17 protein-coding genes are annotated in these 19,536 nt (G+C 66.0%); 9 read left to right on the plus strand and 8 right to left on the minus strand.

Annotated elements, in window-relative coordinates; all coding sequences use genetic code 11:
- Positions 1-83 precede the first annotated feature (83 nt).
- The 6 genes from QM712_RS11340 to mhpD are packed head-to-tail and all read left to right on the plus strand — an operon-like array spanning position 84 to position 5,845.
- Entirely contained in the window at positions 84-1,292 is a 1,209-nt protein-coding gene (locus tag QM712_RS11340) for an ABC transporter substrate-binding protein (RefSeq protein WP_415023184.1), read from the plus strand.
- A gap of 51 nt (positions 1,293-1,343) precedes the next feature.
- Positions 1,344-2,294, plus strand: a complete 951-nt coding sequence (locus QM712_RS11345) for a 3-carboxyethylcatechol 2,3-dioxygenase (protein ID WP_415023185.1) — start codon at positions 1,344-1,346, stop codon at positions 2,292-2,294.
- A 44-nt stretch (positions 2,295-2,338) separates the two neighbouring features.
- The gene (locus tag QM712_RS11350) at positions 2,339-4,147 is read left to right on the plus strand and encodes an FAD-dependent monooxygenase (protein WP_415023186.1); all 1,809 of its coding nucleotides are present in this window, start codon (positions 2,339-2,341) and stop codon (positions 4,145-4,147) included.
- Positions 4,148-4,170: 23 nt separating this feature from the next.
- On the plus strand, positions 4,171-4,857 hold the full coding sequence (locus tag QM712_RS11355; protein WP_415023187.1) for an alpha/beta fold hydrolase: 687 nt from the start codon (positions 4,171-4,173) through the stop codon (positions 4,855-4,857).
- A 3-nt stretch (positions 4,858-4,860) separates the two neighbouring features.
- Positions 4,861-5,052 (plus strand): alpha/beta fold hydrolase, encoded by a 192-nt coding sequence (locus QM712_RS11360; RefSeq protein ID WP_415023226.1) that lies wholly within the window; start codon positions 4,861-4,863, stop codon positions 5,050-5,052.
- A gap of 10 nt (positions 5,053-5,062) precedes the next feature.
- Entirely contained in the window at positions 5,063-5,845 is a 783-nt protein-coding gene (gene mhpD, locus QM712_RS11365; RefSeq protein ID WP_415023188.1) for a 2-keto-4-pentenoate hydratase, read from the plus strand.
- A 90-nt stretch (positions 5,846-5,935) separates the two neighbouring features.
- Here the strand turns inward: mhpD and QM712_RS11370 are convergent, their stop codons facing one another.
- The 7 genes from QM712_RS11370 to lptF form a co-directional block, all read right to left on the minus strand.
- Positions 5,936-6,994, minus strand: coding sequence for an alcohol dehydrogenase (locus QM712_RS11370; RefSeq protein WP_415023189.1), 1,059 nt, complete (start codon positions 6,992-6,994; stop codon positions 5,936-5,938).
- A 25-nt stretch (positions 6,995-7,019) separates the two neighbouring features.
- Complete coding sequence (gene rsmA, locus QM712_RS11375; RefSeq protein ID WP_415023190.1) at positions 7,020-7,874, minus strand: 16S rRNA (adenine(1518)-N(6)/adenine(1519)-N(6))-dimethyltransferase RsmA; 855 nt, start codon at positions 7,872-7,874, stop codon at positions 7,020-7,022.
- On the minus strand, positions 7,874-8,899 hold the full coding sequence (gene pdxA / locus QM712_RS11380) for a 4-hydroxythreonine-4-phosphate dehydrogenase PdxA (protein ID WP_415023191.1): 1,026 nt from the start codon (positions 8,897-8,899) through the stop codon (positions 7,874-7,876). Before pdxA ends, rsmA begins: the two co-directional genes overlap by 1 nt.
- Complete coding sequence (locus tag QM712_RS11385) at positions 8,899-9,837, minus strand: SurA N-terminal domain-containing protein (RefSeq protein ID WP_415023192.1); 939 nt, start codon at positions 9,835-9,837, stop codon at positions 8,899-8,901. The genes pdxA and QM712_RS11385 overlap by 1 nt, the downstream gene beginning before the upstream one ends.
- A 69-nt stretch (positions 9,838-9,906) precedes the next feature.
- The gene (locus QM712_RS11390) at positions 9,907-12,393 is read right to left on the minus strand and encodes an LPS-assembly protein LptD (RefSeq protein WP_415023193.1); all 2,487 of its coding nucleotides are present in this window, start codon (positions 12,391-12,393) and stop codon (positions 9,907-9,909) included.
- The gene (gene lptG, locus QM712_RS11395; protein ID WP_415023194.1) at positions 12,393-13,490 is read right to left on the minus strand and encodes an LPS export ABC transporter permease LptG; all 1,098 of its coding nucleotides are present in this window, start codon (positions 13,488-13,490) and stop codon (positions 12,393-12,395) included. The genes QM712_RS11390 and lptG overlap by 1 nt, the downstream gene beginning before the upstream one ends.
- The gene (gene lptF / locus QM712_RS11400; RefSeq protein WP_415023195.1) at positions 13,487-14,656 is read right to left on the minus strand and encodes an LPS export ABC transporter permease LptF; all 1,170 of its coding nucleotides are present in this window, start codon (positions 14,654-14,656) and stop codon (positions 13,487-13,489) included. The genes lptG and lptF overlap by 4 nt, the downstream gene beginning before the upstream one ends.
- A gap of 341 nt (positions 14,657-14,997) precedes the next feature.
- Between lptF and QM712_RS11405 the strand changes: the two genes are divergently transcribed.
- From QM712_RS11405 to QM712_RS11415, 3 genes are all read left to right on the plus strand, one after another.
- Positions 14,998-16,497, plus strand: a complete 1,500-nt coding sequence (locus tag QM712_RS11405) for a leucyl aminopeptidase (RefSeq protein WP_415023196.1) — start codon at positions 14,998-15,000, stop codon at positions 16,495-16,497.
- Positions 16,494-16,946, plus strand: a complete 453-nt coding sequence (locus QM712_RS11410; protein ID WP_415023197.1) for a DNA polymerase III subunit chi — start codon at positions 16,494-16,496, stop codon at positions 16,944-16,946. The genes QM712_RS11405 and QM712_RS11410 overlap by 4 nt, the downstream gene beginning before the upstream one ends.
- A 166-nt stretch (positions 16,947-17,112) precedes the next feature.
- A complete protein-coding gene (locus QM712_RS11415; RefSeq protein ID WP_415023198.1) occupies positions 17,113-17,607 on the plus strand; it encodes a hypothetical protein in 495 nt (164 codons plus the stop codon).
- Between the two features lie 34 nt (positions 17,608-17,641).
- Here the strand turns inward: QM712_RS11415 and QM712_RS11420 are convergent, their stop codons facing one another.
- Complete coding sequence (locus QM712_RS11420; protein ID WP_415023199.1) at positions 17,642-19,504, minus strand: ABC-F family ATP-binding cassette domain-containing protein; 1,863 nt, start codon at positions 19,502-19,504, stop codon at positions 17,642-17,644.
- Positions 19,505-19,536: the final 32 nt, after the last annotated feature.

Below are 19,536 nucleotides of genomic sequence, written 5' to 3' on the forward strand. Positions count from 1 at the left end.
CACAGACTCCAATGGAATCCAACCCCGAGGAGCGGCAATCCATCGCCCAACGTCCGAACAGGACAGCGACGGGGGAGGAGACGATGGCTCATTCGGGTTTTGGCATGTCGGCGGCCGTGTATCTCGGGCTTGCGGCCCTGGCGGCGCCGGCCATGGCGCAGAGTATCAGCGACGGCAAAGTGAAGATCGGTGTGCTCACCGATATCGCCGGCCCGACCGCGATGGCGAACGGCAGGGGCTCGGTGATCGCGGCCGAGATGGCCGCCGAGGATTTCGGCAAGGACCTCAACGTCGAGGTGATCTCGGCTGACCATCAGGGCAAGCCCGATGTCGGATCGCAAATCGCCGCGCGGTGGTTCGACGTCGAGGGTGTCGATGCGATCGCCGACATGCAGGGGTCGCCGATCGGCTTAGCGGTGCAGAACATGGCTGCGCAGAAGAGCAGGATCATGCTGCTGTCGGGGTCGACCTCGTCGGACTTCAACGGCAAGGCCTGCTCGCCTCTGACGGTGCAGTGGACCGTCGACACCTACAATCTCGCGAAGGGCGCGGCGAAGGCCGTGACCGAGGCCGGCGGCTCCAAATGGTATTTCCTGACTGTCGACCAGGCCTATGGTCACGCCCTCTCGCGGGATACGTCGGAGCAGGTGAAACTCAACGGCGGACAGGTGGTCGGCAATTCCGTATTTCCGCCGAACACGTCCGACTTCGCGTCGTTCCTGCTGACCGCATCCAATGCCGGAGCCAACGTCATCGCGATCGCGGCATCGAGCGGCGACACGGTGACCGCGCTCAAGCAGGCGGACGAGTTCGGGCTGAGCGCGAAAGCCAAGATCGTTCCGCTCCAGTCCGTGCTGACGGACGTGCATGCCGTCGGGCTCAAGATCGCGCACGACGCCTATGAAGTGTCGCCGTTCTACTGGGACCGTACGCCCGAGACACGGGCCTGGGCCGAGCGGTTCTACGCGAAGGCCAAGATCATGCCGACCGGATTCCACGCGGGCGTCTACTCGTCCGTCGCGCACTATCTCAAGGCGGTCAGGGCGGTGCGCACGGACGACGCCCCGACGGTGATGAAGCAGATGGAACAGGAGCGCGTGCACGACTTCTTCGCGGCCGACGGATACATCCGCGCCGACCGCAAGATGATCCACGACATGTACATGCTCCGGGTCAAGAAGCCCGGCGAGAACAAGGGTGACTGGGACCTCTACAACGTGGTGCAGACCCTGCCGGGCGAGACCGTCAATCGCCCGCTGTCCGAGAGTCCGTGCCCTCTGGTGAAGAAGTAGACGCGAGCAACCGATCGATCCTCACATCCGGCATTCGAAAGGAAACCGGCCATGTCAGTCGCCATCGTCTGTGCATCCCACACGCCTCTCATGTACCGCGGACCGGCCAGCAACGAGACCGAGCAACGCGTTCGAACGGCGTTCGAACGCCTCGGCTCCTTCGTGAAGGCGTTCGCGCCGGACTACGTGATCCAGTTCGCGCCGGATCACTTCAACGGCTTCTTCTACGATCTCATGCCGTCCTTCTGCGTGGGGGCGGGCGCGGTTTCGCTCGGCGACTGGGGCGGCGCAACGGGCCCGCTGGATGTTCCCGAAAAGACGGCACTCGAACTCCTGGACCATGTGCGATCGGAGGATTTCGATGTCGCGCTGTCGTACCGCATGCCGGTCGATCACGGCTTCGTCCAGATGTGGGAGGCGATCCTTGGCGATTTCAGGTCCGTTCCCATCCTCCCGATCTTCGTGAACGCCGCAGCGCCGCCCATTCCGACCTACCGCCGTGCCAGGCTGCTCGGCGAATCCGTCGGCCGCTTCGCGATGCGGTCGGGCAAGCGGGTGCTGATCGCCGCGTCGGGAGGGCTGTCGCACGATCCGCCGTTGCCGTCGATGGCGGACGCGACGCCGGAACTCCGCGAGCGTCTGATCGACGGACGCAATCCCAGCGCGGATGCCAGGCAGGCGCGCGAGAAGCGCGTGCTCGAGGCGGGCGCTCTCGCTGAGGCCGGCAAGGGGCCCTGCATGCCGCTCAATCCCGAATGGGACGAGGCGTTCATGGAGATCCTGCGCAGCGGCCAGATCTGGCGTGCCGATGCACTCGACACCGGCAAGGTGCGCGAGGCGGCCGGGCGCGGCGCCAACGAGGTCCTGGCATGGGTGGCGGCGTTCGGCGCCTTCTCGACCGCGGGCCGCTTCACCATGGAGCAGGAATTCTACGAAGCGATCCCCGGCTGGATCGCCGGCATGGCGATGATGGCGGCCCGACAGGACGGCGCCGCTCATTGACCGATCCGTCCCGCGCGCAAGCGGGCCTCGCGGAGCAGACACCAATGTACCAAACAGACGTGCTCATCATCGGAGCCGGTCCGACCGGCTCGACAACGGCGCTCGCGCTGGCGAATTCGGGCGTGCGCTGTCACATCGTGTCGCGCGGCAACTGGATGGCCGACAGCCCGCGGGCGCATATCACCAACCAGCGCGCGAACGAGGTGTTCCGGGATCTCGGCGTGTCGGACGACGTGGCCCGCTACGCCAGCCCCTGGGAGTTGATGGGCGATACGACATTCACCACGAGCCTAGCCGGGCCCGAGCTCATCCGGATGCGGACATGGGGGACCGGGGATGACCGCCGCGGCGACTATCTGCGCGCAAGCCCGTGCGGCATGGTGGATATCATCCAGCCCTTGCTCGAACCGATCCTGTTCCAGAAGGCGGCCGAGAAGGGCGCGACCTTCGCGTTCAACACCGAATATGTCGGTCATGAGCAGGATGCGGACGGCGTCACCGCCACACTGCGCGACCGGCTGGACGGACGGGAGTTCGCGGTGCGCGCGCGATACATGGTCGGCGCCGATGGAGCGCGATCGTCCGTGGTCGAGCATCTCGGACTTCCCATCGAAGGCCGCATGGCACGCGCGGGCACCGTCTACACGATCTTCAATGCGGATCTCTCCAGGTACAGCAAGCATCGTCCCAGCATCCTGAACTGGATCGTCACGCCGGATGCGAGCTTCGGCGAGATCGGCATGGGCCTTCTCCGCGCCGTGCGGCCATGGACGCAATGGATCGCCGGCTGGGGCTTCGACATCAACAAGGGTGATCCCGATCTCTCCGAGAGCAATGTGCGCGAGAAGATCCGGATATTGATCGGCGATCCCGCGATCGAGCCCGACATCGTGCGGACGTCGGTCTGGTACATCAACCAGGCCTACGCGACGCAATATTCGAAGGAACGCGTGCTGTGCGGCGGCGATGCCGTGCACCGGCATCCGCCGTCGAGCGGGCTGGGCAACAACACCTGCGTGCAGGACGGGCACAATCTCGGCTGGAAGCTCGCCTATGTTGTCAAAGGCTGGGCCGGCCCGAAGCTTCTGGAGAGCTATTCGCAGGAGCGGGCGCCCGTCGGCAAGCAGGTCGTGCTGCGTGCCAATCAATCACGGCTCGACTACGCACCGCTGAACGCCTGTTTCCGCGTGCCGGGAGCGGAGAACCCGGTCGCTGCGGGGATCGTTCGCTTCAGGGATCCGGGGCCGGAGGGCGTCGCCGCGCGCAAGGCGGCCCAGGCCGCGCTCGACCTCAAGCAGACCGAGTTCAATGCCCAGGGCGTCGAGATGAATCAGCGCTACGAATCCTCGGCCGTTGTTCCGGACGAAGGGGACGGGCCGGAGGAATGGCGGCGCGACCGCGACCTCTACAACCAGCCGACGACGCGCCCCGGTGCCAAGATTCCGCACGCATGGCTCGTCGGCCCGGACGGCAAGCGCATGTCGACGCTGGACGTGACCGGCAAGGGCCTCTTCACGGTGGTGACCGGCCTCGCCGGGACCGCCTGGACGGAGGCGGTGCGCCGTATCGACCTGCCGTTCCTGCGGATCGTCGTGACCGGTTCGCCCGACGCGCAGGACCTGTACTGCGAGTGGCAGCGTGTGCGCGAGATCGAGGAGGCCGGCGCGCTGCTGGTGCGGCCCGACGGCGTGGTGGCCTGGCGCGACAAGGCGGGGACATCCGATTCCGCGGAGGCCGAGAAGCGGCTGAGCGCTGCGATCCGCGCCGTTCTCGACCTGCCGAACCTGTCCGCGATTCCGCGAGAGACACGACGCGCGCCGGCGACGTCCGGCGATACGCCGCTGTTCGCCTGACAACAAGCAAGCGAGACTCCGTCATGAGTGAGACGAGACCTGAAAACTCTTCGAGCGTCTGGGCCGATCTGAGGGGCGTTTCCTTCAGGCAGCACTACATCGATGCGGGCGGAATCCGTACCCGCTGCATCGAGTCCGGCGATCCGTCCAAGCCGCTCGTCCTGGCGCTGCACGGTGTCGGCGGCCATGCCGAGGCCTATTCCCGAAACTTCGGATCGCACGCCGATCACTTCTGGTTCGTCGCCATCGACATGCTCGGGCATGGTTGGACCGACAAGCCCGCGATCGATTACCAGGTGAAAGACTATGCGCAGCATGTGCTCGCGGTCCTCAAGACCCTCGGCAGGGACAGGGCGATGATCAGCGGTGAATCGCTGGGCGGCTGGGTCGCGACCTATCTCGCCGTGCATCATCCCGCCGTGGTCGAGAAGCTCGTCCTCAATACCGCGGGCGGCTGGACGGCCCATCCCCAGGTCATGGCGAGGCTGAAGAGCCTGTCGAACGAGGCCGCATCCGATCCTTCCTGGGAACGGATCAAGGCGCGGCTCGAATTCCTGATGTGCGACAAATCCATGGTCTCCAACGACCTGATCGAGACGCGGAGGGCGATCTACGCCCAGCCCGGCTTCGGCGAGACGATGAAGCGGATCATGTGCCTGCAGGAGATGGAGATCCGGCAACCCAACATGATTACCGCCGAACAATACTGATCGATCAGGGCGCCGACGATGGTGGTCTGGACGTCGCACGATCCGACCGCGACGCCCGAGGAAGGCAAGCAGATCGCGGACATGATCCCGGGTTCGAAGTTCGTCGTCATGAACCGCTGCGGCCACTGGCCCCAGTTCGAGGACGCCGAGCAGTTCAACCGGCTCCACATCGCTTTCCTTCGAACCGGCACATAGGAATCTCCGGATGACCCAGCAGACCAGACACGGCGAGCTCGCCGCACGGATCCGCGCGGCCTATGGCGGCACGCCGATCGCGCCCATCCGCTCGCAATTGGCGGAGCTCGACGTCGATGCCGCCTACGCCATCCAGCAGGAGAACACGGCGCATTGGGAGGCGGAGGGCCGTCGCGTGGTCGGCAGCAAGATCGGGTTGACGTCCCGCGCCGTGCAGAAGCAGCTTGGTGTCGACCGGCCCGACTTCGGCGTCCTGTTCGCCGACATGGCGGTCGCGGAAGACGAACCTGTCGGCGCGCAGCGCGTGCTGCAGCCGAAGATCGAGGCCGAGGTGGCGTTCCTGCTCGATCGCGACATCGACGTCGAGGCGCCGACGGTCGCCGACGTGATGCGCGCCGTCGCCTATGCGATGCCCGCCCTCGAGATCGTCGGCAGCCGGATCAGCAATTGGGACATCGGCATCGTCGACACCGTTGCCGACAACGCCTCGTCCGGGCTGTTCGTGCTGGGCGGTCCCGTCCGTCGCCTCGATGGTCTCGACCTGCGCGCGCTCCAGATGCAGATGACGAGGCGGGAGGAGATCGTCTCGCGAGGGACCGGAGCGGCCTGTCTCGGCAATCCGCTGAACGCGATGGCGTGGCTCGCGGGTGAACTGGCGCGGAGGGGGCGCCCCTTGCGCGCGGGAGAGGTCGTGCTGTCCGGGGCGCTCGGCCCGATGGTCGCGGTCAATCCCGGTGACGCGTTCGAGGCGAATATCGCGGGGCTTGGCACCGTCTCGGCGCGGTTCGCCTGATTGCGGGTCGAGCGCGCTGCGCGCATCGACCGTTCGAGAGCAGATGCGCGGCGGCGTGTTCGTCACGCCGCCGCGCGGAAGTTCAATAGCTCAGTTCTTCAGCACGATGCGCCCGACCACCTTGCCGGCACGCAGTTCGTCGATCCACTTCTGGACGTCGCCCATCGGCTCTTCGCGCATCGGCGTCGGCTTGATCTTGCCGGCACGCGCCAGCGCCATCAGCTCCTGGGCTTCGGCGAGCGTGCCGACCATGAAGCCCTCGACGGTGAGGCGCTTGTAGACCCATTGCACCATCGGCAGCGTGAACTGGCCGCCCATCAGGCCGGAGACCACGACCTTGCCGCCGCGTGCGGCAACCGCCACCGCGAACGCCATCGACTTCTCGTTGCCGGCGAAATCGACGACCTCGTCGAAACCGCCGTCGGTCTCCTTCAGGATGCGCTTGATCACGTCGGGCTCGGACGGGTCATAGGCGGCCGATGCGCCGTTCTTCAGCGCGGTCTCGCGCGCCGCCGGGCTGAGATCGGCGACCGTGATCGGCTGCTTGAACATCGCCTGCGCGAACGACAGGCCCATCATGCCGACGCCGCCGAGACCGATCAGCAGGAGATTGCGCTGGCGCGGACGGTCGACGAGGCGCTTGAGCGCGCCGTAGGCCGTCACGCCCGAGCACATCAGGGTCGCGGCCTGGTTGACGGGCAGCGGATCGTAATCGAGCAGGTACTTCGCATCCGGCACCAGCACGTGGGTGGCAAAGCCGCCGTCGATGGAGACGCCGAGGAAGCGCTGCTTGACGCAGAGGTTCTCGTCGCCGTTCTTGCAGTCGCGGCACTGGCCGCAGCCGATCCAGGGAAACACGGCCTTCTTCGCGCCGACGAGTCCGGCGGGCACCTCGGAGCCGACTTCCTCGACCACGCCCGCGATCTCGTGTCCGAGCGTGAAGGGCAATGTCATGCCGCGCGTGGTGTCGAGCTTCTTGCCGCCGCCGAGATCGGCATAGCCGTCCTGGATGTGCAGATCCGAATGGCAAAGGCCGCAGCGCTCGATGCGCACCAGCACTTCGCGGCCCTGCGGCTTGGGCGTGTCGACGATGGTCTCGCATAGCGGCGCATCGAACTTGACCAGGGATTGCCTGCGCATCAGCGCCATATTCTTTCCTCCGAAATTTCCATTATCAGGTCTCGTCTCGTATATCGGCCAATTCACGCGCCATGGCAACAAAGCCCGCGATCGGAATGGTCTCCGCGCGCCGCGTCGCATCGACGCCCGCCGCCTGCGCAAGCCGCGCCGGATCGACACCGAGGGATTTCAGGCTCTGGCGCAGCATCTTGCGACGCTGCCCGAAGGCGGCCGCCGCGACCTGTTCGAGTATCCGGCGATCGCAGGGCAGGGGATCCGCGCGCGGCACCAGGCGCACGACCGACGAGGTGACCTTCGGCGGCGGCACAAAAGCGGCCGGCGCGATGTCGAACAGGATCTTGGTCTCCGCGCGCCAGTTGGCGAGCACGCCGAGACGGCCGTAAGCCTCCTCGTCCTCGCGCGCCACGATGCGTTCGCCGACCTCGCGCTGGAACATCAGCACCATCATCGCATACCAGGGCGGCCAGGGTTCGATCGTGAGCCAGTTGATCAGGAGCTGCGTCGCGATGTTGTAGGGCAGGTTGGCGACGATCTTGGCCTTCTGGCCTTCGAGCCGCGGCCGGGGATCGAAGGTCATGGCGTCGCCATGCACGATGTCGAGCCTGCCGGGATAGCGCGCGGAAATATCCTGCAGGGCAGGAATGGCGCGCTCGTCATGCTCGATCGCGATGACACGCCTGGCGCCGAGTGCGAGCAGGGCGCGTGTCAGGCCGCCCGGACCCGGCCCGATCTCGACGATGGTGCAATCGTCCAGCGGCGCGGCCGCGCGCGCGATGCGCGCGGTCAGGTTGAGGTCGAGCAGGAAGTTCTGGCCGAGCGATTTGCGGGCCGACAGGCCATGCTGGCGAATGACCTCGCGAAGCGGCGGGAGGTCGTCGATCGCGCTCATCAGCTTCTTGCGGCCGCCATGCGGCTCGCGAGCTTGAGCGCCGCAATCAGGCTTGCCGGATTGGCCTTGCCGGTGCCGGCGATGTCGAACGCGGTGCCGTGATCGGGCGAGGTGCGGACGAAGGGCAGCCCGAGCGTGACGTTGACCGCGTCGTCGAACGCAACTGTCTTGATCGGGATCAGCGCCTGGTCGTGATACATGCACACCGCGCAGTCGTAGGCGGCGCGCGCGGCCTCGTGAAACATGGTGTCGGCCGGCAGCGGGCCCTTGATGTCGATGCCTTCGTTGCGCAGCACCTTGATGGCGGGCGAAATGATGGTCTGCTCCTCGTGCCCGAGCGAGCCTTCTTCGCCCGCGTGCGGATTGAGGCCGGAGATCGCGATCCGCGGCGCGGCGATGCCGAAGCGGGATTTCAACTCGGCAGCGACGATGCGAACGGTCGAGATGATGAGCTCGCCGCTGAGCTCGGCGAGCGCATCGCGCAGTGACACGTGGATCGTCACCGGCACCACGGCGAGCCGCGGCGACCACAGCATCATCACGGGCTGCGGCACGTGGCCGTCCTGCGCGGCGAGCTCGGCGAGGAATTCGGTGTGGCCGGGATGGCGGAAGCCGGCGCGATAGAGCACGCTCTTGGCGATCGGATTGGTGACGACGGCGCCGGCGCGCCCCGCGCGGACGTCGGCGACAGCCTGGCGGATCGAGGCGAGCGCGGCCGGAGCGCTGGTTCCGTCGGGCTTGCCGGGCCCCGCCGTCGCGCGCTCGCCGGTCGCGACCACGGGGAGCGCATCGGCGAAAGCGGCTTCGGCGTCGTCCGCGCTCACACCGGCGATCTTCACGTCGGCGCCGAGTGCCTTGGCCCGGCGGGTGACCAGGGCCTCGTCGCCGAGCAGATAGAAGGCGGGCAGGTCCAGTTCACGACGCCTGAGCCAGGCCGCGATCGTGATGTCGGGGCCGATGCCGGCGGCCTCTCCCAGGGTGAGGGCGAGGGGCCTTGTCGAAGGCTGTGTGACGGACCTGGCCATCAGCGGTTGCGGTATTCGATCATCGCCGCTTTGCGGATCTCTTCGAGATAGGTCTTCTGGGTCTTCTCGTACTTCTCGGAGTACATCTTCTCGCGGATCTCGCGCTTCTTCGGCGTGTCGATCATAGTCGGCTTGCGCGCGCACAACACGACCATCTCGATGCCCTGCTTGGTCACCTCGGGCGCGGTCAGATGGCCGATCGGCGTGTCGTCGAGCACCTTGCGCAGCGCCTCGGGCAGGTCCGCGGTGGTTTTGGTGACGGTCTCCCGGATGGTGGCGTTCGGCGTCGAGCGGAACAGCGAATTGGCCTCGTCGCAGCTCGTGACGCGCGATCGGTAGGTCTCCGCTTCCTTGTGCCGCGTCTCCATGAAGGCCTGCGACGAGCCGCGCGGCACGATCAGGACGATCGGCTGCATCTTGTACTCGGTGCCTTCGATCTGGAGCTTCTCGCCGCCCTGGGCCTGCACGGCGGCGGCCACGTCGCGCTCGCCGACCTGCAGGCGTTCCTTGTAGCGGCCGCGGACGAGGCTGGTCCAGACCATCTCGGCCTTCATGCGGTTCTTCAGCGTCTCCGGGCGGACGCCCTTGACCTCGAGCGACTTGGTGAGCTGGTCCGGGGAGACGCGCATGCGCTGCGCCATGCCCGCGTAGGACTGGTCGATGTCGGAGACACCGGGGTCCACGCCGAACTTCTTGCCTTCCTTGAGCTTGAGCTTGTCGTCGATCAGCTCGTCGATGACCTGCTGCCGGGCCGGCGCCTTCTGCGACGTCAGCTGGTCGAGCCTGGAGCGCTGCTCGATGTCGAAATCGGTGATCGGATCGCCGTTGACCATGACGACGATGTTCTGCGCCCGGGACGGCGTCGGCGCGCCGATCAGGAGCAATCCGGCGCCGAGGGCGACGGAGAGGAGGCGGAAGACAGGCAAAGAGGTCGTCATGATTGTCGCTCGCAAGTCAGCCGAGTTGAACCCTGCGATCGGGCCAACGCGACCGGCACTTCAGACGGTTCACTGGAGGCCGGCGGAATTGCTGGACCCCGTCGAGGTCGCCAGCGTGCGCAGGCCGATTTGGAACATGAACGCGTGGCTCAGCACGGGGGGCGTTGAGCCCGCGGAGTAGCTATAGGAAGTTACATAGTTCGCCGCCAGCACGAAGCAATCGTCCACATAGCCGGCGCCGAGCACATACTGGTTGATCTTGTTGGCCTCGAGGTCCCAGCGCGCCGAACCCGTCACCACCCAGTTGGCGGCGACCTTCAGCGAGCCGGAGGTCAGGATGCCCTCGCGGCGCGTCAGATAGCCAAGCTCGGGCTGCGGCGCGTAGTTGCCGTACATCATGCTGATCGACCAGCGATTGAAGTTGGCGCGGCCTTCGGCCTCGAAACGCTGAACGTTCCAGGTCTGCTCATCCATGCGGGAGCGGACGCTGAACGTATAGGTGCTGTTGGGCGAATAGCTCGCGCTCGCGACGTAGTCGGACCGCGGCTTGTCGAGGCCGGAATCCAGACCCGTATTGATGGAGTCCTGGACCGCGTAGGAGTTCATGCCGAACAGCTGGTAGGACTGGCCGAACAGCACCTTGACGGCGCCGCCCCTGTCGAACTGCGTGGTGGCCTGCACGCCGACATTGGCGCGGCCGCCGCCTTCGACGCGGTCGTACCCGGAGAATTTGTCGACGCTGAACAGGTTCGACGTGTCGAACACCATGCTCTGCGCGTCCTCGTTCGGGAACTTGCCGGCATAGGTTTCGTTCGGCCGGATGATGACCTGCGCGATCGGCTCGATGGTGGTCGAACCCCACGGCTGAACGTTGATGAAGGGATAGCGATACTCCAGACCGACGGTCGGCATCAGGCGCAGCGCCTGGGTGTCGCCGACGGGCAGGTAGTTGGAGACGCCGGGCTGGTTGGAGACCGACGAATTGACGGCGTCGGCGCGGAGAATGGCGAACGGAGTCCAGATCTCGCCGAACGGATCGGTGAAGGACTTGCGCCATTGCGCCTCGGCCGTGAGGCGGGTGTAGGTGCCGGGGAAGCCGCGCATCAGGCACTGCGCCGGCGTGCGCGCCAGCGGGTCGGCCGACGTCGTCGTGCACAGGCTGTTGGTGTTGGCGATCGTCGTGATCGGGTCGAACGCCGCGGTGTCGCGCGACAGGTTCACGAAGTTGGTCTTGTAGCTGAACTCGCCGCCGAAGACCGGATAGTTGAGCACGTTCGAGTAGTCGATCACCGGATAGACGATCGGCACCTGGTTCTGGTTACCCGAGTAGCTCAGCCAGTACATGGTGCGCGCGTCGAAGAAGCTGCGATTGCCGACGCCGGTCAGATAGAGCTGCGACAGCGCGTCGGTCGGCAGGTTCAGGAACGACCCGAGCGGGTCGCGATACTGCGCCAGGCGATAGTCCGAGAAGAAATAGTAGTCGGACATCAGGACGCCGTCCCAACCCCAGACCCACTTGTCGTTCAGGGCGAACTGGCCCTTGGTGTCGACGGCGCCGCGGAATTGGCGGTCGCCCGGCTGGCCGGCGAACTGGCCGGGGTCGAGCTGGTCGATGCCGTAGACACGGATCTGGTAGGCGCCGTCCATCAGGCGCTGGCGGAATTCGGCCTGCATCAGCACGCCCTGCTTGGACGTGATGCGCGGGTTGAAGGTCATGTCCATGTCGGGCGCGATCGCCCAGTAGAACGGAACCTCGACGCCGTAGCCAAAGGTCGTGTTCGACGTGAAGCCCGGCATCAGGAAGCCGGTCTTGCGCTTCACGGTCGGGTCGGGCGTCGAGAAATAGGGGATGTAGGCCAGCGGGACGCCGAAGAATTCGAGCTGCGCGGTCTCGAAATACAGCATCTTCTCCTGCTGGTCGTGGATGATGCGGGCACCCTTGACCTGCCAGAGCGGCGGCTTCTTCGGATCGTCCTTACACGGCGCGCAAGCCGTGTAGACGCCGTTCTCGAACACCGTGTAGTTGCCGCTGGAGCGGTCGGCGCGGCTTGCGGCCATGCGGGTCTGGTCCGCGGTGTCGACGCGCAGCGAATCGACGAATCCGTCGCGGTAATCGTCGGACAGATCCATGATCTCGGCATAGGTGATCTTGCCGTCGGCATCCGTCATCCGGATGTTGCCCTCGGCATGGAGGCGCTTGGTCTTCTGGTCGTAGATGACCCGATCGGCCTCGACACTGGTGCCGTTGTAGAAGAGCTGGACGTTGCCGACCGCCGAGACGCGCGAGTTGTTGTAGTCGTAGTCGACCTCGGTCGCCTGCACGAGCATCTGGTTGTCGTTGGCCACCTTCGGCGGCTTCGGACGCGGCGGCAGGGGATTGTAGGTGAAGCTCTGCGCGCCGGCCGGCATCACGGCGGCAACGTCGATCAGGCCGGCAAGCGATACCGCGGCGGCGACGGCGAGCAGCAGCCTGCGTACGGGCAAACCGATCCCGTTCGCGCGCACCATTGTGCGCCGCGCCAGACGAGACACGGGTCCTCGGCGGACGGCCGTCACTATCCGTCCTCCTGATACAGCAAGGCTAAAAAGCCGGTGAGGCCGCCCACCACCACGGGCAACCACGCCGCAGCGATCGGATGCATCAACTCAGCCTTGCTCAAGTCTTCAGTCACTTTCGACAGAACGTAGAGCAGAAAGCCTGCGCCCACGCCACTCAAAACCATCTTCTGTACGCCGCCCATCCGGAAGAAGCGCAACGACACGGACGCCGCTAGCATCACCATGGCGGCGAGCAAAAACGGCTGTGCCAGCAGCTTGTGATACTGGAGTCGATATCCGGCTGTCGCGAAGCCCGAGCTCTCCGAAGAGCGGATGTAGCTCGGTAGTTGCCAAAATGACACAGTCTCGGGTGTGGAAAAGCTGTTGCGGACCTGCGCCTCGGTCAGCGTCGTGGGAATCGTGAGCTGCGCCTGATCGACGGGCGGCGCGTCCAGCGAGAACCGCCGCACGGTCTTGAACAGCCAGTGGCCGTTCTCCAGCGTCGCCTCGCGCGCCTCGATCCGCTCCTTGAAATGCCAGTCTGTGTCAAAGCGGAACAGCGTCAGTCCGGTCAGCCGGATGCCCTGCTGTTCGCTGCGGGCCGCATTGATGATGACCTGGCCGTCATTGGTGACCTGATTGAGCCAGAAGCCCGCGGCGTCCTGGATGCCGCCGCCCGGCGCGGAGCCGAACAGCTCGGCTTCCATGCGCTTGGAGAGCTCGCGCAGATTCGCCGACATCGGATTGTAGGCGACCGTGGCGATCACCCCGATCAGGAGCGCGCTGCCGAGCGCCGGCGAGATGAACTGCCACGCGGAGATCCCGGCGGCGCGGGCGACCACGAGTTCGAGGCGGCGGGAGAGGGCGAGATAGCAGGTCATGGCGCCGATCAGCATGCAGAACGGCGTCAGCTTCTCGAGCAGTTGCGGCACACGGAACAGCGAGGTCTCGGCCACCATGATCGCGGAGGCGGACGCCAGGCCCGAGGTCTTGCGCACCATCTCGATGTAGTCGACCAGCACGAGCAGCAGGAAGATGCTCGCGAACACGCCGAGCGCGGCGACGACGAAGCGGCCGGCGAAATAGCGCCCGAGTGTGTTGGTGAGCATGCTCATGCGGTGGCCGGCCGTCCGAACAGCCGCGCGATGCGCGCGTTCGATTTGTTGATGGCCTCCATGAGGCGGGGAGGCGGCTCGACCACGATGCCGCCGACGATCATCCAGATGCCGGCACCGATCGCGACTGCCAGCATCGCATACTGAATGGCGGCGGCAGCCGGCGACTTCACCGCCATCACCGAGCAGGCGAAGCCCGCCATGCGCAGGCCGAACACCGCGAGCACCGAGCCGCCGATCGAGAAGTTGCGGCTCTGGCGCGTCGTGCGCGGCGCGCCGAGGAAAGCGAAGGTCAGGGCCGCGAAGGCGAACGGATAGATCGGCGCCATGATGCGGTCATGCAGCTCGGAGCGGAACTGCCCGGGGACCGCCTTGTAGACCGGGTCGTCTTCGGACGGCGAGAAAAGCTCCCAGAGATAACGCTCGCGGATGCCCAGGGTGACGTCGTGGCCCTGGTTGGAGAACTTCGACATGTCGAAGCCATAGCGGCCGAACGCGACCAGCGCGGGATCGCGCTTGCCGGCCTCGAAGCGCTGCAGGTTTCCGTCCTTCAGCACCAGGAACGATCCGTTGTCGTTCTTCACGACTTCGCCATGCTCGGCGACGATCGAGACGCGCTCGTTCGGGTCGCGGCGGTCGTCGATGAAGATGCCGGCGAGAATGCCGCCCGGCTGACGCTCGCGAATCCGGATCGTGAGGTTCTTGTCGAGCTGGGCGAAGCGGCCGGGCTGGAGGATGTTGGTGAGCACGTCGGCGGTGATCTCGGCATCCCACTGCTTGATCCGGCGCATGCCGTCGGGCGCGAGATAGGCCGCGATGAAGGCCACCAGCAGCGCCACCACGCAAGTGGCGTAGAAGAACGGATAGAACAGCCGGAACGGCGAGAAGCCGGCGGCATTCATCACGATGATCTCGGAATCGGTCGCGAGCTTGTTCAGCGTGTGCGAGATCGCGATCATCAGCGCGATCGGCGAGATGATCAGGACGAGCGCCGGAATGACGAGGCTGGTGATGCCGAGGAAGGTGAGGATGGTCTGACCCTGGCTGGTCATCAGGTCGATGCCGCGCAACGCCTGCGTAATCCAGATCACGCCGGTGAGGCTGACCAAGACCAGCGCAAACGACGCGAGCGTCGTGCGGAAGATATACCTATCGATCGACCCCATGCGCTACCGCACGAATCCCCACTCGACCCCAACGTAGATCCGGAATTTGACCGTCCGACCCATCCCCGAACGGGGATCCCCAAGGATCGTCCAGCCACCTCTTCCAGCGGCTTAGTCTCTCACTACCATCCCTTTGATCCGTCAACAAAATGGCCGGTCCGTGGCACCCTCAATATAAGGTTAATATTTCGCTTGTTGTGGCGTTCGGGCCACTTGGGGTGCTTGGCATCCGCCGGGCCTCTGGCCCATAGTGTGCGAAGTTCGATGAATCGCCGTTCAGTCGAGATCCCCGGCGGGGACCTTGGATTGGAAGAAAGCCCTATCTTTTGAAGGAGTTACTCATGTCCGATGCCATCAAGGTCGGCTTTGTCCCGCTTGCCGCCGCCCCCCGTGGCATCCTGGTCGTGTTCTGCGACGACGGTTTGAAGCTCGGTCCGGCAACGGCGAAGGCCCTGGGCGGATCTGCCGATATCGTGAAACGGGCGGCCTCCGCCGCCGCCTTCAAGGGCAAGACCGGCGCCGTGCTCGACATCCTGGCGCCGGAGGGTCTGAAGGCGACTCGCCTGATTGTCATCGGCGCCGGCAAGGCCGCTGGCCTGAAGGCGAACGATTTCCTCAAGTTCGGCGGCATCGCGGCGAGCAGGCTGCGGCCCGGATCCGGTGCCATGAGCGTCATGGCGGAACTGCCCGACGGTGCCATGACGAGCGAGCAGGCGGTCGCGATCGCTTCCGGCCTGCGGCTGCGTGTCTACAAGTTCGACCGCTACAAGACGAAGAAGAAGGACGGCGAGGAGGGCAGCCTGAACGCCGACGTCGCGCTCGCGGTGGGCGATGTCGCTTCGGCCAAACGGGCTTTCGCGTCGGCCGGTCACGTCGTCGACGGCGTGATCATCGCGCGCGACCTCGTCAACGAGCCGCCGAACGTGCTTTTCCCCGAGGAGTTCGCGCGCCGCGCGAGCCTGCTCCGTAAGCTCGGCGTCAAGGTCGAGGTGCTCGACGTCAAGGCGATGCAGAAGCTCGGCATGGGCGCTCTGCTCGGCGTGGGCCAGGGCTCGGCGCGGCCGAGCCGCACGGTGATCATGCGCTGGGACGGCGGCAAGAAGGGCGAGGCACCGGTCGCCTTCGTCGGCAAGGGCGTCTGTTTCGACACCGGCGGCATTTCGATCAAGCCGGCCGGCAGCATGGAGGACATGAAGGGCGACATGGGGGGAGCCGCCTGCGTCGTCGGCCTGATGCATGCGCTCGCCGCGCGCAAGGCCAAGGCCAATGTGGTCGGAGCCATCGGCCTCGTCGAGAATATGCCGGACGGCAACGCGCAGCGGCCGGGCGACATCGTCACCTCGATGTCGGGCCAGACCATCGAGATCATCAACACCGACGCGGAAGGCCGCCTCGTGCTGGCCGACGTGCTCTGGTACGTCGCGAAGAAGACCAAGCCGAAGTTCATGGTGGATCTGGCGACGCTGACCGGTGCGATCATGGTCGCGCTCGGGACCGAGCACGCCGGCATGTTCTCCAACAATGACGAGCTCGCGGACCGGCTGCTGACGGCCGGGCTCGAGAGCGGCGAGAAGGTCTGGCGCATGCCGCTCGGCCCCGAATACGACAAGCTGATCGATTCCCAGTTCGCCGACATGAAGAACACCGGCGGCCGTCATGGCGGCTCGATCACCGCGGCTCAGTTCCTCCAGCGCTTCGTCGACGGCACGCCCTGGGCGCATCTCGACATCGCCGGTACCGCCATGGGAGCGCCGAAGACCGACATCAACCAGAGCTGGGGATCCGGCTATGGCGTCCGCCTGCTCGATCGGCTGGTCGCGGACCATTACGAGCGCAAATGACTGAGGTCCTGTTCTACCATCTGCAAAACATGACGGTGGAGAACGTGTTGCCGCCGCTTCTCGAGAAATCGCTGGAGCGCGGCTGGCGCGTCGTCGTGCAGTCGACGTCGCCGGAGCGAGCGGACGCGCTCGATGCGCATCTGTGGACCTATCGCGACGATTCGTTCCTGCCGCACGCGACCTGGCGCGTGAACGATGCAGCCGAGCAGCCGATCGTGCTGGCGATTGAGGAGGACAATCCGAACGGTGCCCATGTGCGTTTCCTGGTCGACAACGCGGCGCTGCCGCAGGACTCCCCGAGCTACGAGCGCATGGTGTTGCTGTTCAATGGCGACGACCCGGACGCGCTGGCCCAGGCCCGCAGCGCCTGGACGGATTGCAAGGCGAGGGGATTTGAGGTCACCTATTGGCAGGCCGATGAACGAGGCCGCTGGCAACGGCGAAATTAGCGATCGTTCGCAATTAATGATAATTTGCACTTTTCGCGCGATGCTGGCTTTGGCCACCTTCGTGCCGCAAAGTGATGTTGGGACAATCGCTTAGGGCTCGTCCTTCACGCGGGGAAATTAGTTTATCGTGCGACATCAAAAGCTTCCCAGGTCGCTCCTAGTTGCGTTGGCTGCCGTAGCGCCCCTGATGGCGGGCTGCTCGGGCGGCTCCGATCTGCTGTCGAAGGATGCCGACTGGTTCCAGAGGCCCGGCCGCCTCTTCATCAAGAACATTTCGATCGAATCTCCGCCGCTGACCCCCGACAAGCCGGTGGCGCCGGAGGATCTGGTCAGCGCCGACGGCGCTTGCCCCGGCATGGCGCCGCCCCCCGGACCTGCCGATGCCAATGCGTCGACGACGGCGCCTGCGCCGGTCGGCGGCACGGTCGCGCTCGGCCATGCCGAATGCGACGTGGTGCGCGGCATCGGCGCGCCGTCGAATGTCAACCTATCCAATGATGCGGCCGGCAGGCGCGTCGCCGTGATCACCTGGACGACCGGCCCGCGCGCCGGCATCTACACGTTCACGGCCGGCCGCCTGTCCTCGATCGAAGCCTCGCCGGAACCTCAGGTCGTGCCGAAGCCGGCCAAGCCCAAGGCGAAGAAGAAGTCGGCGGCCTAGTCATTCACGTGCCGGGGATGCGGCGCAGCACGCGCTAGCTCGCCGCCTCATCGAATTCCGTGCTGGCCTCCAGCCATTGCTCTTCGGCGCGCGTCAGCGCATCCGCGGCGTTGGCGCGTGCTTTCGAAAGTTGCGCGGCCTGCTTCGGATCGCGGGTGAAGATGTCGGGCAGGGCGAGCGCCGTGTCGATCTTCGCGATGATCTCGCTGACGCGGGCGATCTCGGCTTCCGCTTCCACGATGCGCTTCCTCAGCGAGCCGCGATTGTCCGATCGCGCGCGCTGCGGTTTCTCGTTCCCTGCACCGCGCTCGCGCGGAGTGGCGTCCGCGTTGCGTGACGACAGCACGAGGCGGCGGTACTCGTCGAGATCGCCCTCGTAGTTGGTCACGGTGCGGTCGGCGACGATCCAGAGCCGGTCTGCGCAGGCCTCGATCAGGTAGCGGTCGTGCGAGACCATGATGACGGCGCCGGGAAATTCGTTGATCGCCTCGGCGAGCGCGGCGCGGCTGTCGATATCGAGATGGTTGGTCGGCTCGTCCAGGATGATCATGTTCGGGCCGTAGAAGGTCGCAAGTCCCAGCAGGAGGCGCGCCTTCTCGCCGCCCGACAGCTTGCCCGCCTTGGTGTCGGCCGCCTTGCCGGAAAAGCCGATAGCGCCTGCGCGCGCGCGCACCTTGGCCTCGGGCGCATCGCCCATCAGCTTGCGGACGTGGTCGTAGGCGGAAGCGTCCTCGTTGAGCTCGTCGAGCTGGTGCTGCGCGAAATAGGCGATCGACAGCTTGTCGGCGCGGGTGACCCTGCCGGAGAATGGCGCCAGCCGGCCGGCGAGCAGCTTCACCAGCGTCGATTTGCCGTTGCCGTTGGCGCCCAGCAGCGCGATGCGGTCGTCATTGTCGATGCGCAGCGTGACGCGACCCAGCACCGGTGTCGCCGGATCGTAGCCCACCGACACGTTGTCGGCGGCGATGATCGGCGGCGACAGGATCTTCTCCGGCGCGGGAAAGCTGATCTCGCGTACGTCCTCGGTCACCAAGGCCGTGATCGGCTTCAGCCGCTCCAGCATCTTGACGCGCGACTGCGCCTGGCGCGCCTTCGAGGCCTTGGCCTTGAAACGGTCGACGAAGGCTTGCAGGCGCGCCCGCTCGGCCTCCTGGCGCTTGACCTGCTTGGCGTCGAGCAGTTCGCGCGCGGCGCGCTGCTCCTCGAACGAGGAGTAGGTGCCGCGATAGAGCGTGAGCTTGCCGCGCTCCAGGTGAAGGATCTGGTCGACCGAGCTTTCCAGGAGATCGCGGTCGTGGCTGATCACGATCACCGTACGCGGATAATGGGCGAGGTGATCCTCGAGCCACAGCGTGCCTTCGAGGTCGAGATAGTTGGTGGGTTCGTCGAGCAGCAGGAGGTCGGGGGCCGCGAACAGCGTCGCCGCGAGCGCCACCCGCATGCGCCAGCCGCCGGAAAACTCTGCGCAGGGGCGCGCCTGGTCGGCGGCGGAGAAACCGAGGCCGGAGAGGATGGCGGCCGCGCGGGCCGGCGCCGAATGCGCGTCGATGTCGACGAGGCGGGTCTGGATCTCGGCGATGCGGTGCGGGTCGGCTGCGCTCTCGGCTTCGCGGAGCAGCGCATCACGCTCGAGATCGGCCCTGAGCACGACCTCGATCAGGCTCTCCGGACCATTCGGGGCTTCCTGCGCGAGACTGCCGACGCGCCAGCGCGGCGGCACCGTGACCGAGCCATGCTCGGCCGCCAATTCACCACGGATCACCTTGAAAAGCGTCGACTTGCCGGTTCCGTTGCGTCCGACCAGACCGACCCGCGAACCGGGCGTGATCTGCGCGGAGCTCTGGTCGATCAAAAGGCGTCCGGCGAGGCGGATCGTGAGGTCGGTGATGGAAAGCATGCGGCCTTGTCACCGCAGCCGGGTCCAAACGC

Origin of the sequence: Bradyrhizobium sp. (assembly GCF_047605465.1) — a bacterium.
Lineage (GTDB): Bacteria > Pseudomonadota > Alphaproteobacteria > Rhizobiales > Xanthobacteraceae > Bradyrhizobium.

Bases quoted from the DNA above. Each gene is read 5' to 3' on its own strand.
- QM712_RS11340 (WP_415023184.1), top strand. From the start codon at position 84: ATGGCTCATTCGGGTTTTGGCATGTCGGCGGCCGTGTATCTCGGGCTT.
- QM712_RS11345 (WP_415023185.1), top strand. From the start codon at position 1,344: ATGTCAGTCGCCATCGTCTGTGCATCCCACACGCCTCTCATGTACCGC.
- QM712_RS11350 (WP_415023186.1), top strand. From the start codon at position 2,339: ATGTACCAAACAGACGTGCTCATCATCGGAGCCGGTCCGACCGGCTCG.
- QM712_RS11355 (WP_415023187.1), top strand. From the start codon at position 4,171: ATGAGTGAGACGAGACCTGAAAACTCTTCGAGCGTCTGGGCCGATCTG.
- mhpD (WP_415023188.1), top strand. From the start codon at position 5,063: ATGACCCAGCAGACCAGACACGGCGAGCTCGCCGCACGGATCCGCGCG.
- QM712_RS11370 (WP_415023189.1), bottom strand. From the start codon at position 6,994: ATGGCGCTGATGCGCAGGCAATCCCTGGTCAAGTTCGATGCGCCGCTA.
- rsmA (WP_415023190.1), bottom strand. From the start codon at position 7,874: ATGAGCGCGATCGACGACCTCCCGCCGCTTCGCGAGGTCATTCGCCAG.
- pdxA (WP_415023191.1), bottom strand. From the start codon at position 8,899: ATGGCCAGGTCCGTCACACAGCCTTCGACAAGGCCCCTCGCCCTCACC.
- QM712_RS11385 (WP_415023192.1), bottom strand. From the start codon at position 9,837: ATGACGACCTCTTTGCCTGTCTTCCGCCTCCTCTCCGTCGCCCTCGGC.
- lptG (WP_415023194.1), bottom strand. From the start codon at position 13,490: ATGAGCATGCTCACCAACACACTCGGGCGCTATTTCGCCGGCCGCTTC.
- lptF (WP_415023195.1), bottom strand. From the start codon at position 14,656: ATGGGGTCGATCGATAGGTATATCTTCCGCACGACGCTCGCGTCGTTT.
- QM712_RS11405 (WP_415023196.1), top strand. From the start codon at position 14,998: ATGTCCGATGCCATCAAGGTCGGCTTTGTCCCGCTTGCCGCCGCCCCC.
- QM712_RS11410 (WP_415023197.1), top strand. From the start codon at position 16,494: ATGACTGAGGTCCTGTTCTACCATCTGCAAAACATGACGGTGGAGAAC.
- QM712_RS11420 (WP_415023199.1), bottom strand. From the start codon at position 19,504: ATGCTTTCCATCACCGACCTCACGATCCGCCTCGCCGGACGCCTTTTG.